Origin of the sequence: Streptomyces sp. NPDC003300 (assembly GCF_040610915.1) — a bacterium.
Taxonomy (GTDB): domain Bacteria; phylum Actinomycetota; class Actinomycetes; order Streptomycetales; family Streptomycetaceae; genus Actinacidiphila.
On the sequence record NZ_JBEXNE010000006.1, the window covers coordinates 134,012 to 159,625 of the forward strand.

Annotated in this window: 22 protein-coding genes; 16 read left to right on the plus strand and 6 right to left on the minus strand. The window is 71.8% G+C overall.

The features are described 5' to 3' along the window. The first annotated feature begins 22 nt into the window (after positions 1-22). On the plus strand, positions 23-1,603 hold the full coding sequence (locus ABZX65_RS11525) for a methylmalonyl-CoA mutase family protein (protein ID WP_355336879.1): 1,581 nt from the start codon (positions 23-25) through the stop codon (positions 1,601-1,603). 48 nt (positions 1,604-1,651) lie between these two features. Here ABZX65_RS11525 and ABZX65_RS11530 read toward each other — a convergent pair whose 3' ends face one another. The 3 genes from ABZX65_RS11530 to ABZX65_RS11540 form a co-directional block, all read right to left on the minus strand. Further along, positions 1,652-1,816, minus strand: a complete 165-nt coding sequence (locus ABZX65_RS11530; protein WP_355336880.1) for an SCO1431 family membrane protein — start codon at positions 1,814-1,816, stop codon at positions 1,652-1,654. 115 nt (positions 1,817-1,931) lie between these two features. Beyond that, positions 1,932-3,299, minus strand: a complete 1,368-nt coding sequence (locus tag ABZX65_RS11535) for an alpha-2,8-polysialyltransferase family protein (protein WP_355336881.1) — start codon at positions 3,297-3,299, stop codon at positions 1,932-1,934. Further along, positions 3,299-4,417 carry a glycosyltransferase family 2 protein gene (locus ABZX65_RS11540; RefSeq protein ID WP_355336882.1) on the minus strand — a complete coding sequence of 373 codons (1,119 nt, stop codon included), beginning with the start codon at positions 4,415-4,417 and terminating at the stop codon, positions 3,299-3,301. Before ABZX65_RS11540 ends, ABZX65_RS11535 begins: the two co-directional genes overlap by 1 nt. Positions 4,418-4,640: 223 nt before the next feature. Here ABZX65_RS11540 and ABZX65_RS11545 point away from each other — a divergent pair, with 223 nt between their 5' ends. From ABZX65_RS11545 to ABZX65_RS11560, 4 genes are all read left to right on the plus strand, one after another. Beyond that, on the plus strand, positions 4,641-5,939 hold the full coding sequence (locus tag ABZX65_RS11545) for a DUF6716 putative glycosyltransferase (RefSeq protein WP_355336883.1): 1,299 nt from the start codon (positions 4,641-4,643) through the stop codon (positions 5,937-5,939). 145 nt (positions 5,940-6,084) lie between these two features. Further along, the gene (locus ABZX65_RS11550) at positions 6,085-7,431 is read left to right on the plus strand and encodes an acylneuraminate cytidylyltransferase (protein WP_355336884.1); all 1,347 of its coding nucleotides are present in this window, start codon (positions 6,085-6,087) and stop codon (positions 7,429-7,431) included. An 88-nt stretch (positions 7,432-7,519) separates the two neighbouring features. After that, entirely contained in the window at positions 7,520-8,461 is a 942-nt protein-coding gene (locus tag ABZX65_RS11555; protein ID WP_355336885.1) for an N-acetylneuraminate synthase family protein, read from the plus strand. A 102-nt stretch (positions 8,462-8,563) separates the two neighbouring features. Then, positions 8,564-9,715, plus strand: a complete 1,152-nt coding sequence (locus tag ABZX65_RS11560) for a hypothetical protein (RefSeq protein ID WP_355336886.1) — start codon at positions 8,564-8,566, stop codon at positions 9,713-9,715. 99 nt (positions 9,716-9,814) lie between these two features. On the opposite strand, the gene ABZX65_RS11565 is transcribed toward ABZX65_RS11560, so the two are convergent. Continuing rightward, positions 9,815-10,270 (minus strand): helix-turn-helix domain-containing protein, encoded by a 456-nt coding sequence (locus ABZX65_RS11565; RefSeq protein WP_355336887.1) that lies wholly within the window; start codon positions 10,268-10,270, stop codon positions 9,815-9,817. 194 nt (positions 10,271-10,464) lie between these two features. Here ABZX65_RS11565 and ABZX65_RS11570 point away from each other — a divergent pair, with 194 nt between their 5' ends. The 3 genes from ABZX65_RS11570 (at position 10,465) to ABZX65_RS11580 (ending at position 14,196) form a co-directional block, all read left to right on the plus strand. Beyond that, positions 10,465-11,634 (plus strand): MFS transporter, encoded by a 1,170-nt coding sequence (locus tag ABZX65_RS11570; RefSeq protein WP_355337207.1) that lies wholly within the window; start codon positions 10,465-10,467, stop codon positions 11,632-11,634. Positions 11,635-11,961: 327 nt separating this feature from the next. Then, positions 11,962-13,395, plus strand: a complete 1,434-nt coding sequence (locus ABZX65_RS11575; protein ID WP_355336888.1) for a glycosyltransferase — start codon at positions 11,962-11,964, stop codon at positions 13,393-13,395. Between the two features lie 195 nt (positions 13,396-13,590). Beyond that, positions 13,591-14,196, plus strand: coding sequence for a hypothetical protein (locus ABZX65_RS11580; protein ID WP_355336889.1), 606 nt, complete (start codon positions 13,591-13,593; stop codon positions 14,194-14,196). Positions 14,197-14,199: 3 nt separating this feature from the next. Here ABZX65_RS11580 and cutA read toward each other — a convergent pair whose 3' ends face one another. Continuing rightward, on the minus strand, positions 14,200-14,532 hold the full coding sequence (gene cutA / locus ABZX65_RS11585) for a divalent-cation tolerance protein CutA (protein WP_355336890.1): 333 nt from the start codon (positions 14,530-14,532) through the stop codon (positions 14,200-14,202). Positions 14,533-14,911: 379 nt separating this feature from the next. Between cutA and ABZX65_RS11590 the strand changes: the two genes are divergently transcribed. The 8 genes from ABZX65_RS11590 to ABZX65_RS11625 all read left to right on the plus strand — a co-directional run bounded on the left by ABZX65_RS11590 (position 14,912) and on the right by ABZX65_RS11625 (position 24,371). Beyond that, positions 14,912-16,141 (plus strand): amidohydrolase, encoded by a 1,230-nt coding sequence (locus tag ABZX65_RS11590; RefSeq protein ID WP_355337209.1) that lies wholly within the window; start codon positions 14,912-14,914, stop codon positions 16,139-16,141. Positions 16,142-16,294: 153 nt separating this feature from the next. Further along, a complete protein-coding gene (locus tag ABZX65_RS11595) occupies positions 16,295-17,323 on the plus strand; it encodes a BMP family ABC transporter substrate-binding protein (RefSeq protein ID WP_355336891.1) in 1,029 nt (342 codons plus the stop codon). Positions 17,324-17,615: 292 nt separating this feature from the next. Next, complete coding sequence (locus ABZX65_RS11600) at positions 17,616-19,259, plus strand: ABC transporter ATP-binding protein (protein WP_355337210.1); 1,644 nt, start codon at positions 17,616-17,618, stop codon at positions 19,257-19,259. Then, the gene (locus tag ABZX65_RS11605; RefSeq protein ID WP_355336892.1) at positions 19,256-20,440 is read left to right on the plus strand and encodes an ABC transporter permease; all 1,185 of its coding nucleotides are present in this window, start codon (positions 19,256-19,258) and stop codon (positions 20,438-20,440) included. The genes ABZX65_RS11600 and ABZX65_RS11605 overlap by 4 nt, the downstream gene beginning before the upstream one ends. Continuing rightward, a complete protein-coding gene (locus tag ABZX65_RS11610; RefSeq protein ID WP_355336893.1) occupies positions 20,437-21,726 on the plus strand; it encodes an ABC transporter permease in 1,290 nt (429 codons plus the stop codon). The genes ABZX65_RS11605 and ABZX65_RS11610 overlap by 4 nt, the downstream gene beginning before the upstream one ends. Then, on the plus strand, positions 21,723-22,148 hold the full coding sequence (locus ABZX65_RS11615; RefSeq protein ID WP_355336894.1) for a cytidine deaminase: 426 nt from the start codon (positions 21,723-21,725) through the stop codon (positions 22,146-22,148). The genes ABZX65_RS11610 and ABZX65_RS11615 overlap by 4 nt, the downstream gene beginning before the upstream one ends. A 33-nt stretch (positions 22,149-22,181) precedes the next feature. Then, positions 22,182-23,459, plus strand: a complete 1,278-nt coding sequence (locus tag ABZX65_RS11620) for a thymidine phosphorylase (protein WP_355336895.1) — start codon at positions 22,182-22,184, stop codon at positions 23,457-23,459. Positions 23,460-23,933: 474 nt separating this feature from the next. Continuing rightward, positions 23,934-24,371 carry a DUF4232 domain-containing protein gene (locus ABZX65_RS11625; protein ID WP_355336896.1) on the plus strand — a complete coding sequence of 146 codons (438 nt, stop codon included), beginning with the start codon at positions 23,934-23,936 and terminating at the stop codon, positions 24,369-24,371. Here the strand turns inward: ABZX65_RS11625 and ABZX65_RS11630 are convergent. Then, positions 24,343-25,614, minus strand: coding sequence for an MFS transporter (locus ABZX65_RS11630; protein WP_355336897.1), 1,272 nt, complete (start codon positions 25,612-25,614; stop codon positions 24,343-24,345). The genes ABZX65_RS11625 and ABZX65_RS11630 overlap by 29 nt on opposite strands.

Here is a 25,614-nt window from a genome sequence, read left to right on the forward strand (position 1 = left end):
AGCAGCACACGGAGGCGTGAAGATGACACGCGAGTCGGAGTCGGGACTGCCGATCGAGCCCGTTTACGGGCCGGGCGTGTTGGAGGGCTGGGATCCCGCGGCCGAGCTGGGGGAGCCGGGCGCGTTCCCGTTCACCCGCGGTGTGTACCCGTCGATGTACACCGGCCGTCCCTGGACGATGCGGCAGTACGCGGGCTTCGGCACGGCGGCGGAGTCCAACACCCGCTACAAGGGCCTGATCGCCAACGGCACGATGGGCCTGTCGGTCGCCTTCGACCTGCCCACCCAGATGGGCCACGACTCCGACGCGGTGATCGCGCACGGTGAGGTCGGCAAGGTCGGTGTGGCGATCGACTCGGTCGAGGACATGAAGGTCCTCTTCGACGGCATCCCGCTGGACCGCGTGTCGACGTCGATGACGATCAACGCGCCCGCCGCGCTCCTGCTGCTGATGTACCAGCTCGTCGCCGAGGAACAGGGCATCGAGGCGTCCGCGCTGACCGGCACGGTGCAGAACGACGTGCTGAAGGAGTACATCGCGCGGGGCACGTACATCTTCCCGCCCAAGCCGTCCCTGCGGCTGATCGCGGACATCTTCGGATACTGCCGGACCGAGATCCCGAAGTGGAACACCATCTCGATCTCCGGCTATCACATGGCGGAGGCCGGTGCCTCGCCCGCGCAGGAGATCGCGTTCACCCTCGCCGACGGCATCGAGTACGTGCGCACCGCCGTCGCCGCCGGGATGGACGTGGACGATTTCGCGCCGCGCCTGTCGTTCTTCTTCGTCGCCCGCACCACGATCCTGGAAGAGGTCGCGAAATTCCGGGCCGCGCGGCGCATCTGGGCGCGGGTGATGCGCGAGGAGTTCGGCGCGAAGAACCCGAAGTCGCTGATGCTGCGCTTCCACACCCAGACCGCCGGTGTGCAGCTCACCGCGCAGCAGCCCGAGGTCAATCTCGTACGGGTGGCCGTCCAGGGCCTGGCGGCGGTGCTGGGCGGCACGCAGTCGCTGCACACCAACTCCTTCGACGAGGCCATCGCGCTGCCCACCGACAAGTCCGCCCGGCTCGCGCTGCGCACCCAGCAGGTGCTGGCGTACGAGACGGACGTGACCGCGACCGTCGACCCCTTCGCCGGGTCGTACGTGGTGGAGAAGCTGACCGACGACGTCGAGGCCGCCGCGCTGGCGCTGATGGCGAAGGTCGAGGACCTCGGCGGCGCGGTCGCGGCGATCGAGAACGGATTCCAGAAGTCGGAGATCGAGCGCAGCGCGTACCGGATCGCGCTCCAGACGGACTCGGGCGAGCGCGTGGTGGTCGGCGTGAACCGCTACCAGCTCGACGAGGAGGAGCCGTACGAGCCGCTGCGCGTCGACCCGGCCATCGAGGCCCAGCAGGCCGCCCGGCTGGCGGCCCTGCGCGCGGGCCGCGACCAGGACGCCGTGGACGCGGCGCTGGCGGCCCTCCAGAAGGCCGCGCAGGGCACCGACAACGTCCTCTACCCGATGAAGGAGGCGCTGCGGGCCCGCGCCACCGTCGGGGAGGTCTGCAACGCGCTGCGGGAGATCTGGGGCACGTACGTCCCCACGGACGCCTTCTGATCCGCGTCCGGGCCCGCCGACACCGTCACGCGGGCCCCGGGAGCGCCGTCAGAGCAGGTGGATCTGCGTGATCAGCATCGCCACCAGCACGGTGAGCGTCCAGCCCAGCACCTGCTCCATGAGGTGCTTGCGGTCCTTGGGCCCGCCCGTGCCGGTGCCGGGCTCGGTGTGCGGGCGGGGTGCGGCGAAGTCGCTCACGGTGTCGGTCCTCATCGTGTGGGTGTACGGCCCCTCAGGCCGGTGCGGCCCCCGGAAGTCCTCCACGATGCGCCGTCCGACGCCGCCGGTAAAGGGGCGAATGCCCCACCGGCGGCGATCGTGAGGGATGTCACCCCATGGTGGCCTTCTTCAGAGCGCGCGCCCTGCGGGCCACCCTGCGGACCGTCCGATTGCGCGGCACGAACGCCAGCCGGGCCGGTACCGCGCCCGGCAGCCCGAGCGAGGTCAGCCGCCGCCGCTTGAAGTACGGCCAGGTCGCCGCGCTCAGATGACCCGTCAGATACGCCTCCGCCCCGGCCCGCAGCTTCGGGTACGCCTTCGGCTGCATGCAGAAGCCCACCGCGTGCAGCAGCGGCGTCAGCTCCGCCGCCACCCGCTCGGGCGACGGCGACGACCAGGACCGTACGGCCGAGGCGTCCGCCAGGTCCGGCAGCAGCGCGTGCACGATCGTCACGGGCACCCGGTTGCTGTTCTGGTACGGCGACAGGCGCTCCAGCAGCAGCTTGGTGCCGGTACGGGCCACCGGGATGCCGTACAGCGCCGACGCGGTCAGCAGCGCGGTGGAGAAGCAGCCGACGACCAGCGCGGGGCGGGCCCGCTGGTAGACCACCTCGGCCAGTACCGGCGTGTTGAGCACCGTCAGCCTCGCGCCCAGCCGCTCGGCCTCGGCGCGCAGCGGCTCCGTCCAGTGCGCGGGGGCCGTGGGGTGCGGCTTGAAGACGATCGCGCGGTGCCCGAGGGCGGCGGCGCCGCGCACCATCGACAGGTGCAGCTCCTCCTCCTCGGCCACGGAGAGGATGCCGAGCGCCGACAGGTACTGGCCCAGCAGCAGCGCCGCGCCCTCCGGCACGTCCGCCAGATGCTCCTCGGCGAGGTCGGCGGAGCCCTCCGCGACCTCGGAGAGCACCTTGGTGAAGCCCTCGGTCGGCACCACCTGCGGCTCCACGCCGTGCTCGGAGAGCAGCAGCGGGCGCAGCCCCGGCACCAGGTCCAGGTGGTAGAGCCGGTCGATCCGGGTGTCGACCAGCAGCCCCAGCTTGTTGCGGGTCGGGCCGTACGACATCAGGCCGTCCGCGTACACGCTGATCGGGGCGCCGGTGAAGACCTGCACGAAGGAGAGCGCGGGCGCGACCTGGAGGGACTCGACGATCAGCTCCACCGCGTCGTCGCCCAGGCTCCACAGCATCCGCAGATGCCGCTCCCACAGCGGCACGTCGTCCGGGCGCGGGACCCAGCCGCCCGGGTGCAGCGGGGTGATCGTCTCGTTCCACGACACGATGCGGTCGAAGCGGTCGCGCAGCACCTCGAAGCCGGGCGCCTGGTCGAGCCCCGGATTGGTCTCGGGCACCGACGCGTTGTTGCTGACCACCAGGATGCGGCGGTCGGCGGGCGGGAACGACCCGGAGTCCAGGCCGGCGGCCAGCGTGGCGGCGCCGTACAGCGTGGAGGCCATGAAGAGCTGAGTGGTACGTGCCATCACGCGACCGCCGATCCGTTGTCCGTGGCGTCCGGATCGTCGTCGTCCTCGGGCTTCGCGGCGCCCGCCCCCGCTCCGGCGGCCGGGGAGGCGGAGGCCGCGGTGCGCCGTGCGGCGGGCGACAGCTCCGGGTAAGGATCGGCGTCCAGGCCGTCGGTCCTTACCGGCACCCGCCAGCGCAGGCGGCGGATCTTCACACTGCGCTCCAGGTCCATCGAGTCCAGCGCGTCGGTGAGCACGTCGTGCGGCAGCCGGTTCAGCGCGGCGGCGCTGATCGCCTTGAGCTTGCGGGCCAGCACGGGCTCGAAGCGGTCGATGTTGTCGAGGTGGTGGGCGATGATCGCGCAGTAGGTGCGGACCGCCTTGGGCAGGAACAGCTCCGCGTCCCGGTCCGCGGTGATCTCCGCGATGACCTGGTCGAAGGAGCGGACGAAGTCGAGCTGCCGGATGTCACCGATCTGGGTGAGCGAACTGGCCACGCCGCGCCGGTAGTAGACGCCCAGCAGGCCCAGCACCGCGCAGGACTTCGCCTCGCGGTGCAGCCGCCAGATCCACGGCCGGTCCTCGGCGGTGCGCAGGTGCTCGGGGAAGTGCAGCAGCCCCTCGTCCACGATCCGCCGGTGGTAGGCGCCCGCCCAGGAGTACGGGTAGTCGACCAGCGTCGGGCGGTCGGCGGGCAGGATCGTCGCGCGCGGGTCGAGCCGCTGACCGCGGCGGCCGTACGGCGCCCGGATGATGTTGCGGGTGCTGCCGGTGCACTGCACATGGTCGGTACGGATGAAGTCGACGTCCAACTCCTCCATCGCCCGCACCAGTTGCGGCAGATAGCCCGGGGCCATCCAGTCGTCGCCGTCGAGGAACGTCAGATACGTCCCCCTGGCCGCGTCGATGCCCGCGTTGCGCAGGCTCGCCACCCCGGTGTGGTCACGCCGGATGATCCGTGCGCCGGGCAGCGAGCCGACCCCTTGCTCCAGAAGCTCCGGAGTCCGGTCGGTCGACCCGTCGTCCATCAGCAGGAACTCGAAATCCGAGCGTGCATTGGCACGGAGACTGCGCAGCGCGTCGGGCACGAATTGCTGCACATTGAAAAAGGGCACGATAACGGTGAGCTTGACCACCCGCCGTACCTTAGGGCGTTTGCCTGTCCTTTTGCTTTGCGTCGAGCGTACATCTGGGTAAACGGCAGATGTCGGAGCGATGAAGCAGGCCCCGCACGGGCTCTTCTGCCGGTCGGAGAACTCCTGGCCTATCCACGGCAGACGGCTAAGTGGCGGCTCTATGTTTACCTGCTGTTGGTCGCCAATTAGCACGATGAACTCAACGGCTTCCTAAGGTCTTGCCGTGCCAAAACGTAAGCCCGGCCCATTGCGGGTCACTGTGATCGCCGACTCGGACACCCGGTGGAAGTGGGGTGCGCTGACCGCGCGCCGGATCGACCCCGAGGCCCGACTCGACGCGCGGCTGCTGCGCGGCCGGGCCACCCCCACGCCCCGCCAACTGGCGGAACTCGGTATTCCGGCCGACTCCATGGAGGAGGCGACCGCCGCCGAGATGCTGGCCGACATCGACGAGGAGAGCTGCGACGTGGTCGTCATCTCCTGCGTCGGCGGCACCGTCCAGGCGCTGCTGCACGGCTTCGCGCGCGCCTGGGAAGGCCGCCCGCAGCGACCGCTGGTCGTCACCGGATACGTCGGCGTCGTATACGAGAAGCTCGCCGACGGTCTGCTGCTGCGCGCCGGGGCCGATGTCGTCCTCGCCAACAGCGCCGACGACGCACGGCGGTTCAGGGACGTGTACGAAGGCGTCGGCTACCGCACCACGAGCATCGTCGAGACCGCGCTGCCGTTCCTCGGCGGCGAGCCGTACCGGCCCGACGACCAGCGGCCGTTCACCGTCACCTTCGCCGTGCAGCCGTCCGCGCCCGAGGGCCGGGCCGACCGGACGCACCTGCTGCGCCGCACTGTCGACCACGCGCGGCGGCACACCGAGCGCGAGGTGCTGGTCAAGCTGCGCAGCAAGCCCGGCGAGCACACCACGCACATCGAGGAACACCCGTACCAGAAGCTGGTCGCCGCCCTCGATCCGCCGGACAACCTCCAGTTGGTCTACGGCAACATGGCCGAGGTCCTGGACCGTACGGACCTGCTGGTCACGGTCAGTTCGACCGCCGCGCTCGAATCGCTGCACCGGGGCATCCCGACCGCGATCCTCACCGACCTCGGCATCCGCGAATCGCTCGGCAACCACCACTTCCTCGGCTCCGGCTGCTTCGCCTCCTGGGACGAACTGGACGACGGCCACGTGCCGCACGCCCACCCCGACTGGACCGCGGCCCACGGCGTCGCCGCCCTCGCGCCCTTCGCCGCCCTGCGCGCCCGCGTCCAGGCACTGCTCGCCGAACCCGAACTGCCGCGGATCACGCCGTACTACACGCTGCGCACCGCCCCCGGTTACCTCCCCGGTGTCCTCGCCCGCCACGGCCTCGACCCCAAGGGCGAACCCGTCGGCGGCCTCGCCCCGCGCGACCCCGGCCCCGTCCGCCGCGCGGTCCGCGACTTCGTCCGCAACTCCGCCCGCACCGCCTACCGCCAGGGCGTCCAGCGCGTCGCCCCCACCATCCGCCGCTGGGGCCAGCTGTGACGGCCCGCACGCGATTCCCGGCCGAGCGCGCGGTTCCCCGCGCCCCTGGAGCGGCCGTCCTCCGCATACGCGGCGAAAGCACAGAGCCCCTCGCGGGAGCGGGGCGCCGGGGCCGCCCGGCCCGAAAGACGACAGGAGTCACCCGATGAGCGACCGATCCACCACCCCGGCCGGAAGCGTCCTTGCCGTCATCCCCGCGCGCGGGGGGTCCAAGGGGGTGCCCGGGAAGAACCTGGCGCCGGTGGGCGGGGTGCCGCTGGTGGCGCGGGCGGTGGCGGCCTGCGTCGAGGCCGGGCGGGTGACCGCGGTCGTCGTCTCCACCGACGACCCCTCCATCGCCGAGGTCGCGCGCGCCGCGGGCGCCGAAGTCGTCCTGCGCCCGGCGGCGATCGCGGGCGACACCGCGACCAGCGAGGCCGCGGTGCTGCACGCGATGGACGCCCACGAGGCGATGAGCGGCGCGGCCACCGACGTCGTCCTGCTCGTCCAGTGCACCAGCCCGTTCATCACCGCGGAGGAGGTCGACGGCGTCGCCGCCGCGGTGCTGGACGGCGGCGCGGACACCGCCCACACCGTCGCCCCCTTCCACGGCTTCATATGGCGCGAGGCCGGGGACGCGGCGGCGGCCGACACGTCGCACGAGCCGGGGAACGGGACCGCGGAAGCCCCATCGGGCAGGACGGCCGACGTCACCGCGCCCGCCTCCGCCGTCACCGCACCTGCCGTCACCGCACCCGCCTCCGCCGTCACCGCGCCCGCCGCCGGGGGCGCCGTCGGCGTCAACCACGACAAGGCCACCCGGCCGCGCCGCCAGGACCGGCCGCAGGACCTGCTGGAGACCGGCACCGCGTACGCGATGCGCGCCGACGGCTTCCGCGCCGCGAACCACCGCTTCTTCGGCAGGACCGCCCTGGTGCGCACCGACCCGGCCCGCGTCCTGGAGATCGACGAACCCGCCGACCTCGAACGGGCCCGCGCCCTCGCCCCGCTGCTCGACCCGCGCACGACGACCCCCGGCTGGGTCGACGTCGACGCGGTCGTCCTCGACTTCGACGGCACCCAGACCGACGACCGGGTGCTGATCGACGCCGACGGGCACGAGTCGGTCACCGTGCACCGCGGTGACGGCCTCGGCGTCGCGGCCCTGCGCCGCGCCGGAATGCCCGTCCTCATCCTGTCCACCGAGACCAACCCGGTCGTCGCCGCACGGGCCCGCAAGCTCAAGGTCCCCGTGCTGCACGGCATCGACCGCAAGGACCTCGCCCTCAAGCAGTGGTGCGAGGAGAACGGCATCGCGCCCGAGCGGGTGCTCTACGCGGGCAACGACGTCAACGACCTGCCGTGCTTCGGCCTGGTCGGCTGGCCCGTCGCCGTCGCCGGTGCCCACGACGTGGTGCGCGCCTCGGCCCGCGCCATCACCACCGCCCAGGGCGGTCACGGCGCGATCAGAGAGATCGCCGCCTGGCTGCTGGGCCCCACTCTCGCCCGCTGACAAGCAGCCGCCGGCGACCGCCGACCCCGGCCCCGCCGGCGGCACACATCCATCCCCCCGACAGTCCCAACCCGTAAGGAACACCCTCGTGACCACATCCATCCCCGCAAACCTCCGCCGCGTCGGCTCCCGCCACATCGGCAACGGACAGCCCGTCTACGTCACCGGCGAGATCGGCATCAACCACAACGGCGACCTGGAGAACGCGTTCGCACTGATCGACGCGGCCGTCGCCGCGGGCTGCGACGCGGTCAAGTTCCAGAAGCGCACCCCGGAGATCTGCACCCCGCGCGACCAGTGGGAGATCGAGCGCGACACCCCCTGGGGCCGTATGACGTACATCGACTACCGGCACCGCGTCGAGTTCGACGAGGCCGGCTACCGGTCGATCGACGAGTACTGCCGCAAGCGCGGCATCGACTGGTTCGCCTCCCCGTGGGACGTCGAGTCCGTCGCCTTCCTGGAGAAGTTCGACGTGCCCGCCCACAAGGTGGCCTCCGCCTGCCTGACCGACGACGACCTGCTGCGCGCCCTGCGCGGCACCGGCCGCACCGTGATCCTGTCCACCGGCATGTCCACGCCGAAGCAGATCCGGCACGCGGTCGAGGTGCTCGGCAGCGACAACATCGTGCTGTGCCACGCCACGTCGACGTACCCGGCCAAGCACGAAGAGCTGAACCTGCGCATGATCAACACCCTCCAGTCCGAGTACCCGAACGTGCCCGTCGGCTACTCCGGCCACGAGGTCGGCCTCCAGACCACGCTCGCCGCGGTCGCGCTCGGCGCCGTCTTCGTCGAGCGGCACATCACCCTCGACCGCGCCATGTGGGGCTCCGACCAGGCCGCCTCGGTCGAGTCGACCGGCCTGGAGCGCCTGGTGCGCGACATCCGGATCATCGAGACCTCCCTCGGCGACGGCGTCAAGAAGGTCTACGAGGGCGAGCTCGGCCCGATGAAGAAGCTGCGCCGCGTCGCGGGCGTCGTCGCCGAGTCCGAGGCCGCGGGCGTCGAGGCACCCGCCGCCGTCTGACCCCGGAAGGGCGGCGGGGATCACTGACCAGGACCGGCGGGACCGCGGGACCTTCGGGTCTCCCGGTCCCGCGCACAACCGCAGAGGAAAAGGGGAACGGCCATGACCGGTAAGCCCGCAGTCGCGGCCGGGCAGGTGCCCGCACCGGGTATCGGCGCCGTCGCGCTCGTCGAGTCACCCGTCCAGCTCCTCAACGTCCTGGAGTGGGCGCACATCCATCCGCCCACCGTCCCCGCCGCCCGCACCACCGGTGAACCGGCGGTACCCGCCGGACCGGAACCGGTCGCGCGACCGCTCACCGTCGTCGTCCTGTCCCCGGTCGACCCCACCAGCCGCGGCCAACTGCGCCGCATGGCCGAACTCGCCCGCGACGAGGGCGCGGTGGTCCGCTGGTTCGAGGCCCGCGGCAGCCGCGGCGGCCTCCTGCGTACGGCGGTCTCGCTCGCGCCGCTGCTCTTCCGGGTCGAGCACCTCGTGATCGGCGACCCGTTCTCACGCCTCGTCCAGGTGCTGCTCCCGCTGTGCCGCGCCCGTGAGCTGACCGTCGTGGACGACGGCACCGCGACCATGGAGTTCACCGAAATCCTCTCCAGAGGCGGCCGGTTGGTGCGCTGGCACCGCTCGGGGCGGCGCCGTTCGCCCGTCGACGCGGCCTTCGGGATCTTCTCCTCCGCGGCCCGCCGCCGCCTGACGCCCGGCAAGCGGCGCCATGTCGAACTCTTCAGCGCGATGCCCGCGACGCCGCCTCCGGGGATGGCGCTGCGCACCAACCGCTTCGCCTGGACCCGCAGCCGCTTCGGGCCGCCGCGCACGCTGGCGGGCACCGACCTGATCGGCACCTCCCTCGTCGAGACCGGTGTCGTCGACCCCGAGCGGTACCTCGCCGTCGTCCGCTCGCTCGCCGAACGGCACGGCGCGAAGCGGTACTTCGCCCACCGCCGCGAGGCCGTCGACAAGCTCCACCGGCTCGCCGCCGAGACCGGCCTGGAGATCGTCCGGCCCGACCTCCCGCTCGAACTCGTCGCCCGCCGCGGCCCGATCGGCCGGACCGTCCTGTCCTTCCCCTCCACGGTCGTGCACACGCTGCCGCTCGCGCTCGGCGGTACGGGAGTCCGTATCGTCGTCATCGACATCGACCAGGAGTGGCTGACGGCCGCCGCCTCGCCGCGCGCCCACACCTTCCTGACCGGCATCAACCACTCGGCCCGTGACCTGCACGGCCTGAACGGGGCCGAGTCCCCGAGCCCGGCCTGAGTCCCGGGTCCCGCCTGAGTCCCAGGTCCCCGGGTCGGGCTCAAGTCCCGGGTCCGGCCTGAGCCCCAGGGCCCCGGGTCCGGCTCAAGTCCCGCCGCCTCAGGGGACTTTGGTGACTTTGGTGACGGCGGTGTCGTCGGCGTCGAGCCGCCGCCCGTCCGCGGCGTGGACCTCCAGCGTGCGCAGGGGACGTCCCTGGCGGAGGTCGGTCAGCTCCGAGTGCGGCTCGTCGGGGGCGAAGAGATTGCGCTCGCCCCACTGCCGCAGCGCGACGACGACGGGGAACAGATCCTTGCCCTTCGGCGTCAGTACGTACTCGCGGTAGGCGCTGCCGTCCGAGGCGGGGACGGTGTCGAGCACCCCGGCGGCGACCAGCGAGCGCAGGCGCGCGGTGAGGATGTTCTTCGCGACGCCGAGACCGCGCTGGAACTCCCCGAAGCGGCGGCTGCCGTCGAAGGCGTCCCGCACGATCAGCAGGGACCACCAGTCCCCGATGGTGTCGACCGAGCGCGCGACGGGGCAGTCGCTGTCGTCGAAGCGGGTCCGCTCCACCATGTCGCCCTCCCTCTGTGACGTGTTCCGTCCTGGTTGCATCATGCTACCGGATCGGCCTATGGTCCACCTGGTGGCAAGATGAAACCAGCGAGGGAGGGCGTGGCGTGGGAAGAGCGTGCGAGGTCGTGGGCGAGGCCGTTCCTGTCGATACGGCGCGGAGCGCGGGGCCCGGCGCGGCGAAACCCGGATTCACGCTGACCCGAGGCATCACCCTGCTCTTCGCGGTCGCCTGCGGCACCTCCGTGGCCAACGTCTACTTCGCGCAGCCCCTCCTGGTCACCATGGGCCGCGACTTCTCGATCGGTACGGCGACGGTCGGCGCGATCGTGACCCTGACCCAGGTCGGTTACGGCCTCGGCCTCTTCTTCCTCGTACCGCTCGGCGACCTGCTCGACGGCAGACGCCTCGTCGTGGCACAACTCCTGCTCCTGGCAGGGGCGTTGACGGCGGTCGGCACGGCGGGCGACGCGGCGCTCCTGCTCGTGGGGCTCGCCGCCGTGGGACTGCTCGCGGTCGTCACCCAGACGCTCGTCGCCTTCGCCGCGTCGCTGGCTCCGCCCGGCGAACGCGGGCGCGTCGTCGGCCTGGTGACCAGCGGCGTGGTCACCGGCATCCTGCTCGCCCGTACCGCCTCCGGCGTCCTGGCCGACCTCGCGGGCTGGCGCTCGGTCTACCTCACCTCCGCCGTCCTGACCTGCGCGCTCGCCCTGGCCCTGCACCGCCTGCTGCCGTCCCGTCCCGGCGCTCCGCGAACGTCCGGGGGATACGGGCGGCTGCTGCGCTCCACCGTCACGCTGTTCGCGCGGGAACGCCTGCTCCGGATACGAGCCCTGCTCGCGCTCCTGGTCTTCGCCGCCTTCAGCGTCCTGTGGAGCAGCGTCGCGCTGCCGCTCAGCGAACCCCCGCTCTCCTTGTCCCACACCGCGATCGGCGCCTTCGGCCTGGCCGGGGCCGCCGGCGCCCTGGCCGCCACCGCGGCCGGCCGCCTCAACGACCGCGGCCTGTCCCAGCGCACCACCGGCATCGCCCTGACCCTGCTCACCGTCTCCTGGCTGCCTCTCGCCTTCACCCGCCAGTCCCTCTGGGCCCTCGCTGTCGGCGTCATCGTCCTCGACCTCGCCGTACAGGCCGTCCACGTCACCAACCAGACCCTGGTCCACGCCTTCCGCCCCGAAGCCGGCAGCCGCCTCATCGGCGGGTACATGGTCTTCTACTCCCTCGGCAGCGCCTCCGGCGCCTTCGCCGCCACCACCCTCTACGCCGCCGCGGGCTGGCCCGCCGTCTGCGCCCTCGGCGCCGCCCTGAGCCTGGCCGCTCTCCTCCTCTGGGCGGCCACAACTCCGCGCCGCCGCGAACCGCGCTGACGCTGTGGGGCGAGCCGATCTTTTTGGGGCGCTGGGGGCACCTCCCAGCGGTATCTGGGGGAGGAACTGCGCGGGCGGCCGAGACGTGGCTGCACGTCACCCCCGGCCCCAGCGGGGCGATTCGGCTGTTGTCTGACCACCGGCCGGTGGGGCCAACGGGGCGGCGGCCCAGCCTCGTTCGCCTCACGTCAAGGCTGACGTAACCAAATGATCACCCCCGTGAGGTTGGCTTCGGGAATGACGGAGGGTTTAAGGGCCCCGGCCCACGTAGCGATCCTCGCCGGAGGCGACCCCGGTGGATTGGACGGCGACTCGCGTGCCCTGAGGGTGGCGGACGCGGCGCGGGCGGCGGGCTATCGGGTCACGCTGATCGGCAGGGCACCGGCGACGGTGACGCCGAAGGGCGTGGACGTACGGAAGGTCGCCGTGCGCGGCGTACTCGGCGCGCACCGGGTGCGGCGGCCGAGACCCGGGCTGCGTTGGCCGCTGGCGTACCGGAGCGCGGCGGCGTACGACCACCGCACGGCACTGGTGACGGCCGAGCGCGCGGTGCTGGTCACCCGCACCGCCGAACTGGACGTCGTGCACCGGGCGTTGCCGCTGCTCGCGGCGGCCCGCACGGGCCACGCGCTGGCGTGGCTGCGGCACGGACTGCGGGCCGGATGGACACGGCTGCGCGCGGCGCAGTACCTGGCGGCGGTCCGCCGCCGCAAAAGCCCGACGGCCCGGCTGGACAACTTCGTCACCGAGACGCTGCGGCTGCTGCTCGGCCGCCGCGCGTGGCGCCGCCTCGACCCCGGCCTGCTGGACGAGGAGGTCGCGTACGGCCCGGTGCTGGACGCCGTCCGCCCGCATCTGATCCACGCGCTCGGCCACCGGGCGCTCGGCGTCGCCACCCGCGCGGCGCTGCGGGCCGAAGGGGCGGGGCACCGTATCGAGGTCGTGTGGGACGCGCCGCCGCGCACCCCGGCCGCCTCCCGCCGCGCGGCCGTGGCGGGCGAGGCGTACGAACGGACCTTCGCGCCCGAGGCCGACGGCGTCGTCACCGTCGGCGAGGGCCTGGCAAGGGAGTTGCGCGCACGGCACCGGCTGTCGGCCACGCCCGCCGTAGTCCGCAACGCCCCGCCGCTGGCCGCCGCCTCCGTCGCCGCACACCCCGCGGGCATCAGGGCGCGCTGCCATCTGGCGCCCGACATCCCGCTGTTGGTGCACACAGGACCCGTCACCCCGGACCGCGGCCCGGCCACCGTCGTGGAGGCGCTGCCCAAGCTGTACGACCTGCACGCCGCCTTCGTCGTGCCCGACCCCGGCCACCCGCACCTGCGCGAGCTGCGCGAGCGCGCCGCCCAACTCGGCGTCCACGGACGGCTGCACGTCCTCCCGTACGTCCCCGTCGCCGAGATCCCGCGCTTCCTCGCGTCCGCCGACATCGGCGTCCTGCCCGTCCACCAACTCCCGCACCACCAAACGGTGCTGGCCACCCGCTACTTCGAATACGCCCACGCCCGGCTGCCCGTGGTCGTCAGCGACGTCCGCGCCATGGCCGCCGCCACCCTCGAACTCGGCAACGGCGAGGTCTTCCGCGCCCGCGACACCGCCGACTTCGTCCGCGCGGTCGGCGCCGTCCTCACCAACCCGCGCCGCTACCGCAAGGCATACGACCGCACCGACATCCTCCGCCAATGGTCCTGGCAGACCGAGTCCGCCCCCCTCCTCGACCTCTACACCCGCCTCCTGGGCCCCCGCCCCTCCGACACCTGAGCCCCCTGAGCCCCCGCCCGGTCCGCCAGCAACAGCGCGAGCGGCCCCGCGGGCAACAGAAACCGACCGTCTCCGGCGGCGCGCAAAGCCTCTCCCATGGACCACCACCCGAGCGCGAAGTCCGCTTCGCTTTCCGCGAGTTCCTGCGGACCACAACTCAGGCCGCGCGCTTCGTAGAGATACACGCGGGCGGGCGTGGCGACGGTGAACGCGAACGACCCCAGCGATCGCCACACCGCCTACCAGACCGTGGCCGGCGACCGGAAAGCCGGAGTGGAGATCGCCGCGCGTTCCTGCCGGACCCTCACACCCGACGCCCCGGCCGGGGTGCGAGCCCTGCTCCACGAGCGGTTGGCGTGGGCCTGCGCCGTCGCGGGACTCGCCACGGAAGCGGAGAAGGCGCTCAGCCACGCCGAGGAAGCACTGGCCGACGTCGGCGCCGCGCCCCAACCCGACTGGGTGGCATGGGTCGACAGCAACGAACTCCAGATCATGTCCGGCCGCTGCTGGAGCGAACTGCGCCGTCCGCTGCGCGCCGTGCCCGTGCTGCAGGCAGCACTGGCCGGGTACGACGACAGCCACGCCCGCGACAAAGCGCTCTACCTGTCGTGGCTGGCCGCCTCCTACCTGACCGCCGGAGAGATCGAACAGGCCGCCAAGGTCACCGGCCGCGCGCTCGACCTCGCCAACGGGGTCGCATCCGTCCGTCCGAAGCAGCGCCTCGCACCGTTTGTGGAGCGGCTCGCGCGGCACCGTGATGTCGCCGCGGTGGCGGACGTGCTGGAGAAGGCAGCGGTCTGAGGGTTACGAAGCCGCTTCGGGCGTGGTGTTCGTCTCGATCCACCGGAAGGACGCCTCCGAACCGGCGACGATCGGCACCGCCGACACCTCGGGGTTGTCCCACGGATGGTGCCGCAACAGATGATCTTCGAGGGCCTGGTACCGCTCCGCCCGGGTGGTCAGCAGCAACCGCCACTCCTCCCCGGTACCGAACTTCCCCAGGTGCCAGAACACCGATGTCACCGGCCCGACGACCTGCGCCCCCGCGGCCAGACGCTCACGCACCGCGGACGCGGCCAACTCCACCGCCTGGTCACGAGTTTCCGTAGCAGTGCTCACCTGAAGGAAGTCGCCCATGTCGCGAGAGTAACCGCCGCGTTGGGCGCGCAGCCGGGCGCGGTGGGCGGCGGAGGTGCGGGGCATGGGGCGTGGGGCGCGGAACACTCGGGCGGCACACGTTGCCGTAACACGAGGGTCGTAAGGTGAGGGGTCTCACCCGTGAGGCGGGGGTCGTCGGAGACGGTCGCGTTGCCTCGCGTGGGACGGCTCGTTGAGCCAGTATGGGTGTAAGAGACCTAAAAAGTTTTCTTACCCCCGAGGGTGACTGGGTATGCGCCGATCGGGCGACTTCTTCTCCTCCCGCAGGACAAAAACTTTCCCGATCACGTAAGAGGAGCCGGTGATGGGCCCTACGCTGACTGAGGTGAACGATTCACCTACACCGCCGTCCGACGGGCTGACCGCGGCTGTGCTGTCCGGTCTCGCCGAGACCGTCGTGGACGACGCACTGCGCGCCGAGCTGATCGCCTTCCGCCGTGACCTGCACAGGAACCCCGAACTGGGGCGGCAGGAGTTCCGGACGACCGAGCAGATCAGGGCGCGGCTGGAGCGCGCGGGGCTGAGTCCGCGGGTGCTGCCCGGCGGGACCGGACTGGTGTGCGACATCGGCGACACGGACGACAGCGGCAACGGCGGCGACAGCGGCGCGGCACGCCCCCAGCGCCCCCGCCTCGCCCTGCGCGCCGACCTGGACGCGCTGCCGGTGCCCGACACCAAGACCGTGGAGTACCGCTCGACGGTCGAGGGCCGGGCGCACGCGTGCGGCCACGACGTGCACACCACGATCGTGCTCGGCGCCGGCCTGGTCCTCGCGGAGCTGGACAAGCGGGGCACGCTCCCGCGCCCGGTGCGGCTGGTGTTCCAGGCGGCCGAGGAGATCATGCCCGGCGGCGCGCTGGACGCGATCAAGGCGAACGTGCTCGACGGCGTCGACCGTATCCTCGCGGTGCACTGCGACCCCAAGGTGGAGGTCGGCAGGATCGGGCTGCGCCAGGGGCCGATCACCTCGGCCGCCGACCGGCTGACCCTGACGCTGGAGGGCCCCGGCGGACACAGCGCCCGCCCGCATCTGACCACCGACCTGGTGATGGCCACCGCGAAGCTCGCCGCCGAACTGCCCGCCGTACTGGCCAGGCGCGTGGACCCCAGGTCCGGGCTGAGCATCGTGTGGGGCCGCATCCAGGCCGGGCACGCGGCCAACGTCATCCCGCAGTACGCGGAGCTGGAGGGCACCGTCCGCTGCCTGGACCTGACGGCCTGGCACGACGCACCCGACCTGGTGCACGAGGTGATCGACCAGATCACGGCGATGTACCGGGCGAAGTGCGAGATCACCTACCAGCGCGGTGTGCCGCCGGTGGTCAACGAGGCGGTCTCGGTGGAGCTGCTGCGGGACGCGATGACCGCGCGCTACGGCCTGCACGCGGTCGAGGACACCGAGCAGAGCCTGGGCGGCGAGGACTTCTCCTGGTATCTGGAGCGGGTGCCGGGCGCGCTGGCCCGGCTCGGCGTGCGGCCGGTCGGCGACACCGCCAAGCGCGATCTGCACCAGGGCGATTTCGACGTGGACGAGGGGGCGATCGCGGTCGGCGTGGAGCTTTTCACGGCGGCTGTCCTGCTGTCCTGACACCGGGTGAACCCCCCGCTACCGGTCCGTCACCTGGCTGAAATGCGTCGATCCGATAACGGGCCGTCATTCGGTCTTTACCTGACATCTACGCGCGTTAAGCTCCCGCTTAGCCAGCGCCGGACGGGGCGCTTCAGACTGAAGGGGACCCTCTTGCGCCGGGTATCCAAGATCATCGTCGCGGGTATGGTGTCCGCGACTCTGGGGCTCACTGCCACCGCGTGCGGCAGCAGCAGCTCCTCGGACAGCGGCAAGGACAAGGGCGTCGGTCTCGCCTTCGACGTCGGCGGCCGTGGCGACCACTCCTTCAACGACTCCGCGGCCCGCGGCATGGACAAGGCCGTCAAGGAGTTCAAGATCGGGTCGAAGGACCAGACCGCCAGCAACGGCGAGACGGAGTCCGACCGCGAGCAGCGCCTCGACCTCCTCGCGGGCGGCGGCTACAACCCCGTCGTGGCGGTCGGCTTCACCTACGGCGACTCGGTCACGAAGATCGCCAAGAAGTACCCCAAGGTGACCTTCGGCATCGTCGACTCGGTCGTGGACCTGCCCAACGTCGACTCCATGGTCTTCGCCACCGAGCAGAGCTCGTACCTCGCCGGTGTGGCCGCGGCCCTGAAGACCAAGACCAACAAGGTCGGCTTCATCGGCGGTGTGCACAACACCCTGATCGGCACCTTCGACGCGGGCTTCGCCCAGGGCGTCAAGGACACCAAGCCGTCGGTCCAGCTCACCCGCCAGTACCTGTACGAGACCGACACCAAGGGCTTCAACGACCCGACGTCGGCGCAGGGCAAGGCGCAGGGCATGCTCGACAGCGGCGTGGACGTGATCTACACCGCCGCCGGTCTGTCCGGTGACGGCGCGATCCAGGCGGTGGCGGGCAAGGCCGGCGCCTGGGCGATCGGCGTGGACTCCGACCAGTACGAGGACCCGGCCCTGGCCAAGTACAAGGACCACATCCTGACCTCGGCGGTCAAGAACGTCGACGTGGCCACGTACGACCTGATCAAGTCGGTGCACGAGGGCAAGGCCAAGACCGGCACCAACACGTACGACCTGGCCAACGACGGTGTGTCGCTGGCGACGTCCGGCGGTTTCATCGCCGACATCCAGTCGCAGCTCGACACGGCCAAGCAGAAGATCGTCTCGGGCGCGATCAAGGTGAGCTCGAAGCCGTGACGTAAGCCGGGGACCCGGCCACGGGTCCCCGCTGGACCGGCGGTACGACAACCGGTTCGCGAGGCTCGGCGGGGGGATGCTGCGGCGCCCCCCGCCGAGCCTCGATCACTGTGCGGAACCATCCGGGAACACCCGGAAATCCCAGGAACCGTCCTGTCGGAATCCCGTGGTCCCCAGCCTGTGGAATGAACACAACTACGCGCGTAGAGTGCCATTTCCGCGATACGTTCACGCGATACCTTCACCCCACCCGCCCTGCCGCTCCGAGCCTTTCCCCCCAGGAGAGTGCGTCATCAACGCGTCCACGAGTCCACCCGCCGCCCCGGCCCCCGGCCGGTCCGCCGCGCCGCCCGCCGTCGAACTGCGCGGCATCACCAAGCGGTTCCCCGGCGTCGTCGCCAACCACGACATCGACATCACTGTGCGCAGCGGCACCGTGCACGCCCTCGTGGGCGAGAACGGCGCCGGCAAGTCCACCCTGATGAAGATCCTCTACGGCATGCAGAAGCCCGACGAGGGCACCATCGCCATCGACGGCGAGGTGGTGACGCTCGGCGACCCCGGCGACGCCATCGCCCGCGGGATCGGCATGGTGCACCAGCACTTCATGCTCGCCGACAACCTCACCGTGCTGGAGAACACCGTCCTCGGCAGCGAGGGCCTGCACGGCATCGGCGGCAGGGCCCGCGCCCGGATCAAGGAGCTGTCCGACGCCTACGGCCTCGGCGTACGCCCCGACGTCCTGGTCGAGGACCTGGGCGTCGCCGACCGGCAGCGGGTGGAGATCCTCAAGGTCCTCTACCGCGGCGCCCGCACGCTGATCCTGGACGAGCCGACCGCCGTCCTGGTGCCGCAGGAGGTCGACGCGCTCTTCGAGAACCTGCGCGGACTGAAGGCCGAGGGCCTGACCGTCATCTTCATCTCGCACAAGCTCGGCGAGGTGCTGTCGGTCGCCGACGTCATCACCGTCATCCGGCGCGGCACCACCGTCGGCGAGGCGGACCCGGGGACCACCACGGCCAAGCAGCTCGCCGAGCTGATGGTCGGCAGCGAACTGCCCTCGCCCGAGACCCGCGAGTCGACCGTCACCACCGAGCCGATGCTCACCGTGGACGGGCTGCGGCTGGGCACCGTCGACCTCGACGGCATCGAGCGCAAGGTGCTCGACGACATCTCCTTCACCATCCACAAGGGCGAGATCCTCGGCATCGCGGGCGTCGAGGGCAACGGCCAGGCCGAACTGGTCGAGGCCATCATGGGCATGCGGGAGCTGGACTCCGGCGGCCTCGTGCTCGACGGCCGCGACATCGCCCACGTGCCGACCCGCAAGCGGCGCGAGGACGGCATCGGCTACATCCCCGAGGACCGGCACCGGCACGGCCTGCTGCTGGAAGCGCCGCTGTGGGAGAACCGCATCCTCGGCCATGTCACCGAGCGCCCCAACAGCCGCGGCTTCCTGATCGACTCCGGCGCCGCCCGCCGCGACACCGAGCGGATCGTCACGGAGTACGACGTCCGTACCCCCGGCATCGAGGTCACCGCGGCCTCGCTGTCCGGCGGCAACCAGCAGAAGCTGATCGTCGGCCGCGAGATGAGCCACCTGCCCAAGCTGCTGATCGCCGCGCACCCCACCCGGGGCGTGGACGTCGGCGCGCAGGCGCAGATCTGGGACCAGATCCGTGAGGCTCGCCGCGAGGGTCTGGCGGTGCTGCTGATCTCCGCCGACCTCGACGAGCTGATCGGCCTGTCCGACACTCTGCGCGTCATGTACCGGGGACGGCTCGTCGCCGACGCCGACCCCGCCACCATCACCCCGGAAGAGCTGGGATCCGCGATGACCGGTGCCGCCAGCGGCCATCTCGAACACGGGGCCGGGACCGACACCTCGGCCGTTTCAGAGGACCGGCCCAAGAAGCTCGGGGGAGAGGACCGATGAAGAAGTTCGACAAGGACCGGCTGGCCCTGGGCGTCGCCGCCCCCGTGCTCGCCGTCGTCGGCGCGCTGGTGGTCACCGCCCTGGTGCTGCTGGCCACCGGCAAGGAGCCGTTCCACGCGTTCGACGTGATGGTGAACTACGGCAGCAAGACCGACAGCCAGGTCTACATCCTCAACAAGGCGACCACGTACTACCTCGCGGGTCTCGCGGTGGCGGTCGGCTTCCGGATGAACCTGTTCAACATCGGTGTGGACGGCCAGTACCGGCTCGCGGCCTTCTTCGCCGCCGCCGCGGGCGGCGCGATGTCGATCCCCGGCATCATCCAGATCCCGGTCATCATCCTCACCGCCATGGTCGTCGGCGCGCTGTGGGCGGCCATCGCGGGTGTCCTCAAGGTGACCCGGGGGGTCAGCGAGGTCATCTCCACGATCATGCTGAACTCCCTCGCGGGCATCGTGATCGGCTACTTCCTGCGCGACGGACGGCTCGGCGTCACCGACAAAGCGGCGAACATGATCTCCACCAAGCCGCTGCCGTCCTCCAGCCACCTGTTCAACTTCACCACCTCCACCGACCCGGTCTTCGGCTTCATCGTCTTCGCGGTGCTGGCCGGTGTCATCTACTGGTTCGTGCTCTCGCGCACCCGCTTCGGCTTCGACCTGCGCGCGGTCGGCCGCTCGGAGTCCGCCGCCGAGGCCAGCGGCGTCAGTGTCAAGAAGATGGTCGTCACCAGCATGCTGATCTCCGGCGCGATGGCCGGACTCGTCGGCATGCCGACCCTGCTCAACCAGTCGTACGAGTACGGCACGGACTTCCCGACCGGTATCGGCTTCACCGGTATCGCGGTCGCCCTGCTCGGCCGCAACAACCCGATCGGCATCGGCATCGGCGCCCTGCTCTGGGCCTTCCTGGAGCGGGCCTCCAACGGCCTGGAGTTCGAGGGGTACGACAAGGAGATCGTCGGCGTCATCCAGGGCGTCATCGTCCTGGCCGTCGTCATCGCCTACGAACTGGTCCGCCGCTACGGCATCACCCGCCAGCAGCGCCAGGTGGGCGCGGAACTCGCCGCGGCGTCCGGTCCGGGCAACGGAACAGGCCCCGGCACCGGCAACGGTTCAGGCAACGGCACCGGCAATGGCCCCGACTCCGGCCCCGACGACAAGCAGGAGGTGACGGCGTGACTGCCACCGCTACCCAGACCCCGCCGCCGGCCGCGCCGCGCGTGACCAACGGCGGCAAGGCGCCCCGGCTCAAGCTCACCTTCCCGGTGATCCTGCTGATGATCGCCGCCGCGCTGATCGTCGTCTCCCTGGTCCGGATCATCACCGGCGCGAACGACATCACCTCCGACGGCCAGATCGCCGGAGCGCTCGCCGGCGCCGTACCGATCGGCCTGGCAGGACTCGCCGGTCTGTGGTCCGAGCGGGCCGGTGTGGTCAACATCGGCCTCGAGGGCATGATGATCCTCGGCGCCTTCTTCGGCGCGGCGGTGGGCTGGCAGACCGACCCGTGGCTCGCCGTCCTGGCCGGTGTGCTCGGCGGCGCGGCGGGCGGCCTCGTGCACGCGATCGTCACCGTCACCTTCGGCGTCGACCACATCATCGCCGGTGTCGCCATGAACATCCTCGCCACCGGCGTCACCGCGTACCTCGCCAAGCGCTGGTTCACCGTCGGCGAGGCGGCCTCCAAGGGCGGCAGCCCCAAGCAGTCCCCGCCGATGGACTCCATCAAGTCCTTCACCGTGCCCGGACTCTCGCACTGGCTGGCCACCGTCGAGAACCACCACTGGTTCCTGATCTCCGACGTGGCGGGCATCCTCGGCGGCCTGGTCACGCACATCTCGTCGCTGACCATCCTCACGCTGGTGCTCTTCGTCGCCACCTTCTTCGTGCTGTGGCGCACCGCCTTCGGCCTGCGGCTGCGGTCCTGCGGCGAGAACCCGGTCGCCGCCGAATCCCTCGGCGTCAACGTGTACTTCTACAAGTACATGGCCGTCATCGTCTCCGGCGGCCTCGCCGGACTCGGCGGCGTCTTCCTCGCCATCGGCACGCACTTCTACCTCGCGGGCCAGACCGGCGGACGCGGCTACATCGGTCTCGCCGCCATGATCTTCGGCAACTGGCGCCCCGGCGGACTCGCCATGGGCGCGGGCCTGTTCGGATACGCCGACAGCCTCCAGCTCCGCAACGGCAGCTCCTCCGTGCACGCCCTGCTGCTCCTGCTCGCGCTGCTGCTGCTGGCCATGGCCGCCTGGAAGTTCTTCCGCAAGTCCTACGTGCCCGCCGCCGTCGCCCTGGGCTTCGCCGTCCTGCTGGCCGTCTGGTACGCGCTGACCGACTCCGTCCCCGACGAGGTCGTCCAGGCCACGCCGTACGTCGCCACGCTGCTCGTCATGGGCCTGTCCGCACAGCGGCTGCGCATGCCGAAGGCGGACGGGGTCCCGTACCGGAAGGGGGAGGGCGGATGACGCCTCCCGTCACCGACCCGGCCGCCGTCGACTGGGACCGCCTGCGGTCCGCCGCCCGGGAGATCATGGAGAAGGCGTACGCGCCCTACTCCGGTTTCCCGGTCGGCGCCGCGGCGCTGGCCGTCGCCGACGACGGCACGGTCCGTACGGTCGTCGGCTGCAACGTCGAGAACGCCGCGTACGGGGTCGCGCTGTGCGCCGAGTGCGGGCTGGTCTCGGCGCTGCACGCCTCGGGCGGCGGCAGACTGACCGCCTTCACCTGCTCCGACCTGCGCGGCAACCTGTTGATGCCGTGCGGGCGGTGCCGCCAACTGCTGTGGGAGAACGGCGGCCCCGGCCTGCTGGTCGACACCGCGGGCGGCATCCGGCCGATGAGTGAGATCCTGCCGGACGCGTTCGGCCCGGAAGACCTGAACCGCTGACGCGGTTGAACCGCCAGACCGCTAGGACTATTCGTGGACGTCATTTCCGTCATCCGTACCAAGCGGGACCGCCAGAGGCTGAGCGACGACCAGATCGACTGGGTCATCGACGCCTACACGCGCGGTGCCGTCGCCGACGAGCAGATGTCGGCGCTCGCCATGGCCATCCTGCTCAACGGCATGGACCGCGCCGAGATCGCCCGCTGGACCGCCGCGATGATCAACTCCGGTGAGCGGATGGACTTCTCGGCGCTCACCCGCCCCACCGCGGACAAGCACTCCACCGGCGGCGTCGGCGACAAGATCACGCTGCCGCTGGCCCCGCTGGTCGCCGCGTGCGGCGCCGCCGTCCCGCAGCTCTCCGGGCGCGGCCTCGGCCACACCGGGGGCACCCTCGACAAGCTCGAATCCATCCCCGGCTGGCGCGCCTCGATCTCCAACGAGGAGATGCTGGCCGTCCTGGACGACGTCGGCGCCGTCATCTGCGCCGCCGGGGACGGGCTCGCGCCCGCCGACAAGAAGCTGTACGCGCTGCGCGACGTGACCGGGACGGTCGAGGCCATCCCGCTGATCGCCTCCTCGATCATGTCCAAGAAGATCGCCGAGGGCACCGGGTCGCTCGTGCTCGACGTCAAGGTCGGCTCCGGCGCCTTCATGAAGTCCCTTGAGGACGCACGGGAGTTGGCGTCCACCATGGTCGGGCTCGGCACCGACCACGGCGTCCGCACGGTCGCCCTGCTCACCGACATGTCCGTACCCCTCGGGCTCACCGCGGGCAACGCGCTCGAAGTCCGCGAATCCGTCGAGGTGCTGGCCGGTGGCGGCCCCGCCGATGTCGTCGAGCTGACCCTGGCGCTCGCCCGCGAGATGCTGGCCGCCGCCGGGCTTCCCGACGCCGACCCCGCCAAGGCGCTCGCCGACGGCTCCGCCATGGACGTCTGGCGCCGCATGATCCGCGCCCAGGGCGGTGACCCTTCCGCTCCGCTCCCGGTGGCCCGCGAAACCCTCGTCGTCCCCGCGCCCGCCTCCGGCGTCCTCACCTCCCTCGACGCCTACGCCGTCGGCGTCGCCGCCTGGCGGCTCGGCGCCGGCCGCGCCCGCAAGGAGGACTCCGTCCAGGCGGGGGCCGGGGTCGAGCTGCACGCCAAACCGGGCGACTCCGTCGTAGCGGGCCAGCCCCTCCTGACCCTCCACACCGACACGCCGGAAAAGTTCCCGTACGCGGAGGAAGCCCTCGACGGCTCCTTCTCCGTTGCCCCGGAGGGTGCCTCCTTCTCCCCCCGCCCGATCATCCTCGACCGCATCGTCTAGGCCCCGGCACCGGGCCCGCTCACGACATTGCCCTGCCGGGGGGCACGGTGCCCGTGCGCAGGGCCTGGTTTTTAGGGGCGCGGGGAACTGCGCGCTCAGCCACGACGTGCGTGCACGTCACCACCGGCCCCAGCGGGGCAATTCGGTTGTCCCCGGACCACCGGTCCGGTGGGGGCGGGCCGCGCAGTTCCTCCCCCAGCTACCGCTGGGAGGTGCCCCCAGCGCATTACAGGATCGGCCCACCGCCCCGGGTGGAAGGGGCGTCGGGGCCGCGCCCCGTAGAAGATCGGCTCACCGCCCCGGAGGGGCTCCCCGGGGATGTGTCAGGATCGGCGGATGGTGGGGATGAGGACGTGGGCGGTGGCGGCGGCGGCCGCAACGGTGTTGGCGGTAGGCGGGTGCGGGACGGACGGGGGGTCCGAGGCGGCCGTGGGGCTGCCGACGGACGCGGCACCCCCCGCGCCGGCGCCGGTGGTGACGGAACCGCCGTGTCCGGAGGGCGGCCTGGCCGTCACCGGTGAGGAACCGGACGCCGCGATGGGTCTGCGGGCGATGGCCGTCTACGTGACGAACTGCGGGAAGTCGCCGCGCACGGTGGAGGGTTACCCGCGGACGTATGTCCTGGACAAGGCGCGCGAGCGCCTGAAGGTGACGGTCCATCAGGGCTTGTCGATCACGACCGGCATCGACGACCCGGCCCCGACACGTATCGAACTGCGGCCGGGACAGCGGGCGTTGACAGTGCTGGTGTGGCGCAACACGGTGACGGACAGCACGGTGGCGGCGAGCACGGGCGAATACCTGGAGATCACGCCGGTCAAGGACGCCCCGCCCCAACGCGTGACGATGATGGTCGACTTGGGCACCACCGGAAAGCTGGACGTCACGGCGTGGCGGCGCCCGGCCGCCTGAGCGCGAGGCCCGCGACGAGCCCGACGGCGCCGACGGTCGCCAGCGCGAGCGACACCGTCGCGCCCCACCCCCCGGCGTGGAACGCGCTGGCGCCGAGCGTGCCGCCGAGGCTGTTGCCGATGTAGTACGCGGTCAGGTAGAGCGCGGACGCCTGCGCGCGGCCCGTGAGGGCCGTCCGGCTGACCGCGCCGGAGGCGGCCGAGTGGCCGGTGAAGAAACCGGCCGTGACCAGGACGAGCCCGAGCAGGATCAGGGCCAGGGACCCGGACAGGGTGAGCAGCAGCCCGGCGGCGCACAGTACGGCGGCGACGCTGAAGGCGCCGCGCAGGCCCGTACGGGCGAGGAGCGCGCCGGACGCGGCGGAGGCGGCCGTACCGACGAGGTAGACGAGGAAGATCGCGCCGACGGCGGTCTGGGAGAGGCCGAAGGGCGCGGCGGTCAGCCGGTAGCCGAGGACGGTGTAGACGGCGCCGAAGACCGCCATGAAGAGCAGGCCGATCGCGTAGAGGCCGCGCAGCAGCGGGTCGCCGAGGTGCCCGGTGACCGTGCGCCACAGCGCGGCCGGACGCACGGGTCCCGGCGTGAAGTGCCGGGCGGGCGGCACGAGCAGCCGGAAGGCGACCGCGCAGGCCAGCGCCGACAGGCCGACGGCGAAGAGCGCGGCGCGCCAGCCGAACGCCTCGGAGAGGACCCCGCCGACGACGCGCGAGCTCATGCCGCCGATGGAGTTGCCCGCCACGTACAGGCCGATCGCGGAGGGGACGGCGGCCGGGTGGACTTCCTCGGCGAGATACGCCATCGCGGTCGCGGGCAGCCCGGCGAGCGCCACGCCCTGCACGGCGCGCAGCGCGACGAGGACGGCCAGGTCGGGCGCGAAGGGCACGGCGAGGGCGAGCAGCGAGGCGGCGAAGACGGAGGCCGTCATCACCGGCGTACGGCCGTACTTCTCGCTGAGGGCGCTGACCGGCAGGAGCGCGACGGCCAGCGCGGCCGTCGTCGCCGAGACGGTGAGGCTGGCCCGCGCGGGGCTCAGCGACAGGCCGGAGGACAGGGCGGGCAGCAGCGCCTGCGTGGAGTAGAGCAGGGCGAAGGTGGCCAGTCCCGCGGCGAACAGCGCGAGGTTGGCGCGGCGGTAGCCGGGGGAGCCGGGGCGGAGCCGGTCATCGGCCGTGGTGGCGGCCTGCGTTCGGGCTCGGGCGTTCGCGCGGGTCGCGGCGACCGCCCCGGTATCGGCGTGTGACAT